The 3,844-nt window shown below is 73.8% G+C and carries 4 protein-coding genes and 2 tRNA genes; 3 read left to right on the forward strand and 3 right to left on the reverse strand.

Annotated elements, in window-relative coordinates; genetic code table 11:
• Positions 1–709 (forward strand): Gmad2 immunoglobulin-like domain-containing protein (locus C1I99_RS30280; RefSeq protein ID WP_111137587.1); only part of this gene is annotated, 709 nt, incomplete at its 5' end.
• A gap of 227 nt (positions 710–936) precedes the next feature.
• On the opposite strand, the gene C1I99_RS30285 is transcribed toward C1I99_RS30280, so the two are convergent.
• From C1I99_RS30285 to C1I99_RS30295, 3 genes are all read right to left on the reverse strand, one after another.
• Positions 937–2,136, reverse strand: a complete 1,200-nt coding sequence (locus C1I99_RS30285) for an RtcB family protein (RefSeq protein ID WP_111137588.1) — start codon at positions 2,134–2,136, stop codon at positions 937–939.
• A 30-nt stretch (positions 2,137–2,166) separates the two neighbouring features.
• A tRNA-Trp gene (locus C1I99_RS30290) sits at positions 2,167–2,240 on the reverse strand.
• 31 nt (positions 2,241–2,271) lie between these two features.
• Positions 2,272–2,343 (reverse strand) — tRNA-Glu (locus C1I99_RS30295).
• A 183-nt stretch (positions 2,344–2,526) separates the two neighbouring features.
• On the opposite strand from C1I99_RS30295, the gene C1I99_RS32995 reads away from it, so the two are divergent.
• On the forward strand, positions 2,527–2,697 hold the full coding sequence (locus C1I99_RS32995; protein WP_158554123.1) for a hypothetical protein: 171 nt from the start codon (positions 2,527–2,529) through the stop codon (positions 2,695–2,697).
• A gap of 361 nt (positions 2,698–3,058) precedes the next feature.
• Positions 3,059–3,844 (forward strand): alpha/beta hydrolase (locus C1I99_RS30300; protein WP_111137589.1); only part of this gene is annotated, 786 nt, incomplete at its 3' end.

A 3,844-nucleotide genomic window follows, 5' to 3' on the forward strand; every position in this document is an offset into this window, starting at 1 on the left:
CCGCACGCCGCCGCCTGTCTCCACCACCGACACCTCCGTGCCCGGGACGCTCACCATCGAGCTGTGGTACGTCCGCGACGAGCGAATCGCCCCCACCCGGCGCACCCGGCCGGCCACCGTGGCGACCTCCCGGCTGGCGTTGACCGAGCTGACCGCAGGGCCGACCCCGCTGGAAGCCGGCACCGGGCTGACCACCCTGCTGCCCGCCGGCACCGAGGTCACCCGGATCGCCTCCGGCGTGGCCGTGGTCGGCCTCCCTGCGGCGGCGGCCGGCCCGGCCACGCGACGGCTGCGCGAGGCGCAGGTCGTCTACACGCTCACCCAGTTCCCGACCGTGCGGCAGGTGCGCTTCGGCTCCGCCGCGCCCGTCGCCCGTGGCGACTACGCCGACCTGCTGCCGCCGATCGTGGTGACCAGCCCGAGCATCGGCCAGCGGGTCACCACCCCGCTCACCGTCGCCGGCACCGCCGACGTCTTCGAGGCCACGGTCAGCGTCCGGGTGCTCGGCGCCACCGGACGGGAGGTCGCCACCACCTTCACCACCGCCACCTGCGGCACCGGCTGCCGCGGGGACTACCGGACCACCGTCGCCTACCGCGTCGACCTGGAGCAGGCCGGCACGGTCGAGGTGTACGAGGTGTCCCCCGCCGACGGCTCCCGCACGAAGGTCGTCGCGGTGCCGGTGACCCTCACCACCGCCCGGCGCTGACCACGTCCGGTCTGCCGTGACGGTCGGCGGGCACGCCGGTCGCGTGGTGAAGAGGCCACTGCCGGGCCAGGTCCACGAGGGGCGCCACCTGCTGTGGGTGCCTCTGTTGTCGCTGAAGCGACAACAGAGGCACCCACAGAGCCAGGCATCGTGGACCGCCGATGTCTCCGCGAGCCACCGGGGCGTGTCGGCCGGCGCCCGCCCCCCACGGGGCGCCGGCCGGCGGGTCATCCCTTCACGCAGACCACCTGCTTGAGGTGGGCGACCACCTCGACCAGGTCCTCCTGCTGCGCCATCACCTGAGTGATGTCCTTGTACGCGCCGGGAATCTCGTCGACCACCCCGGCGTCCTTGCGGCACTCCACGCCCGCGGTCTGCGCGGCGAGGTCGGCGGTGCTGTACGTCCGCTTGGCCTGCGCCCGCGACATCCGCCGCCCGGCCCCGTGCGACGCCGAGCAGTACGCGTCCGGGTTGCCCCTGCCGCGCACGACGTAGGAGCCGGTGCCCATCGATCCGGGGATGATGCCGAGGTCCCCCCGGCCGGCCCGGATCGCCCCCTTGCGGGTGACCAGCACGTCGACGCCGCCGTAGCTCTCCTCCGCCACGTAGTTGTGGTGGCAACTGATCGGCTTGTCGTAACCGACGTGCGGGAAGTGCTCGCGGACCACCTCGCTGAGCAGGGCGAGCATGACGGCCCGGTTGCGCCGCGCGTACTCCTGCGCCCACCACAGATCCCGCCGGTAGGCGTCCATCTCCGGGGTGCCGGCGAGGAACACCGCCAGGTCCCGGTCGGGCAGGTCGGCGTTGTGCGGCAGCCGCCGGGCCACCGCGATGTGCCGCTCGGCCAGTTCCTTGCCGATGTTGCGGGACCCGGAGTGCAGCATCAGCCACACCCGGCCGGCGCCGGGGCCGCCCTGCTCCAGGCAGACCTCGATGAAGTGGTTGCCGCCGCCGAGGGTGCCCAGCTGCCGCTGGGCCCGCGTCTCCAGCTGCGCCACCCGCCGGTCGAGTTCGCCGAACCGGCGCCAGAAGGCGTCCCAGCCCGACTGCTCCAGCCCCCGGACGCGGCGCGGATCGACCGGCTTGTCCCGCTGGGCGAACCCGACCGGAATGGCCGCCTCGATCGCGGACCGCAGCCCGGCCAGGTCGTCCGGCAGGTCGGCGGCGGTCAGCGAGGTACGCACCGCGGACATGCCGCAACCGATGTCGACGCCGACCGCGGCGGGCGACACGGCCTGGCGCATCGCGATGACCGAGCCGACCGTGGCGCCCTTGCCGAAATGCACGTCCGGCATGACCGCGACGCCCTCCACCCACGGCAGCGCGCCGATGTTGCGCAGCTGCTGGGCGGCCTGCGGCTCGATGCCGTACGGGTCGGTCCAGACCCGGACCGGCGCGCGGGTGCCCGCCAGCGGGGTGAATGCCATGTCGTCTCCTCGTTCGTGACCGGAACTGAGAGCGGTTGGCCGGATTCGAACCGGCGATCTTCACTCTGGCGGGGTGACGCGCTGTCAGACTGCGCTACAACCGCGAACCGCGCGACGTCGTCGGACGCCGCCACGCAGGCCGTACGGGGTTCGAACCCGCAACTCCCGGCTGAGGACCGGGTGAGCTTCCTGTTGCTCCAACGGCCCCTGTCGGGGCGGCATCGCCGTCCCGCCCCTGCGGCCGGCCCGCGCGGGCCGGCCGGGGTGATCATGCCGTCCACTGTGGAGTTGAGAAGATGCGACACCACCGGCGCGGGCCGGAGCGGAAGGATCGGGTACGAAAAAGCCGCCCGGCCCCTGACGGGGTGGGCGGCTGCGAGGCTGACTCTGGTGTCAGTCGCGCCGCCACCGCGGCTGCCGGCCCTGCTCGGGCCGGCGCTGGCCCCGGGCTCGATCGCCCGTGGACAGCAGGGCACCACCGCATGGCACGAGCCACGTGGCCTCGGTGCGGGTGCGCTGCGGCACGGCGTACTCCCGGTGGGTGCGCGGGTGATCGGTTGACCTTGCGGCGTCGACGGTAGGCGGGCCGGCGCCCGGCGGCAACGGAGATTCCGTGGGGCGCCCGGGGGGCGCCGTCGCGCCGCCCGGCCACCCGGCGGACGACGGCCAGCAGGTACGTGCTGCGGTCGGTCGGGTCGTGATCCCAGCGCTCCCGGGTGGGTGCCTCGCCGCGCACCGGGCGGTGATGGTCGAAGGCGGCTTCCAGCAGCCCCTCGCCACCGGTCAGTGCCGGGAGCCGCTGCTCCAGCGCGTGCACCCGGCCCGCCGGGATGTCCCCCCGCGGCGCCTCCGCCGAGCCTCACCCGGTCCAGGCACTCGCGTGCGCCACGACGGACCGGCGGATCGGCTACCGTCGTGCAGCGTGGCCCTGATGCGCTGTGACTTCTACTCCGAGGTGCTCGGCCTGAGCACCTCGATGACGGTGATCCTGCCGCAGCGGACCTCGTCGCAGATCGGCATGACCGGCGGCGCGGCGGACGGCGACCCACCGGTGCTCTACCTGCTGCACGGCCTGACCGACGACGACACCATCTGGCTGCGCCGCACCTCCATCGAGCGGTACGTCGCCCCGCTCGGTCTCGCCGTGGTGATGCCGCAGGTCGGGCGAAGCTTCTACACCGACGAGGAGCACGGCAACCGGTACTGGACGTTCCTCAGCGCCGAGCTGCCGCGGCTGTGCCACGAGTTCTTCCGCCTCTCCGATCGGCGGGAGGACACCTTCGTGGCGGGGCTGTCGATGGGCGGCTACGGCGCGGTGAAGTGGGCGCTGCGCGAGCCGGGCCGGTTCGCCGCGGCGGCGAGCCTCTCCGGCGCGCTCAACGTGGCCACCCGCCGGCACCACCCGACCCGCCCGGTCGACCCGGCCGTGTGGCACACCGTCTTCGGGGAGCGTGCGGTGGCGGGCACCGACGACGACACGGTGGCCCTGCTCGACCGGTACGGCGTCGACCGCGCCGACCCGCCCGCGCTCTACGTCGCCTGCGGCACGGAGGACTTCCTGTACGAGGACAACCTGGCCTTCGTCGAGACGGCCCGGTCACGGGGCGTGCCGCTGACCGTCGACTTCTCCCCCGGCGACCACGACTGGGCGTACTGGGACGCGAAGATCCAGGAAGTCCTGTCCTGGCTGCCCCTACCCATCCGCACC

The sequence above is a fragment of the Micromonospora deserti genome, from assembly GCF_003236335.1.
Classification (GTDB): Bacteria; Actinomycetota; Actinomycetes; order Mycobacteriales; family Micromonosporaceae; genus Micromonospora; species Micromonospora deserti.

Coding starts and splice junctions, on each gene's coding strand:
- C1I99_RS30285 (WP_111137588.1), bottom strand. CDS start 2,136: ATGGCATTCACCCCGCTGGCGGGCACCCGCGCGCCGGTCCGGGTCTGG.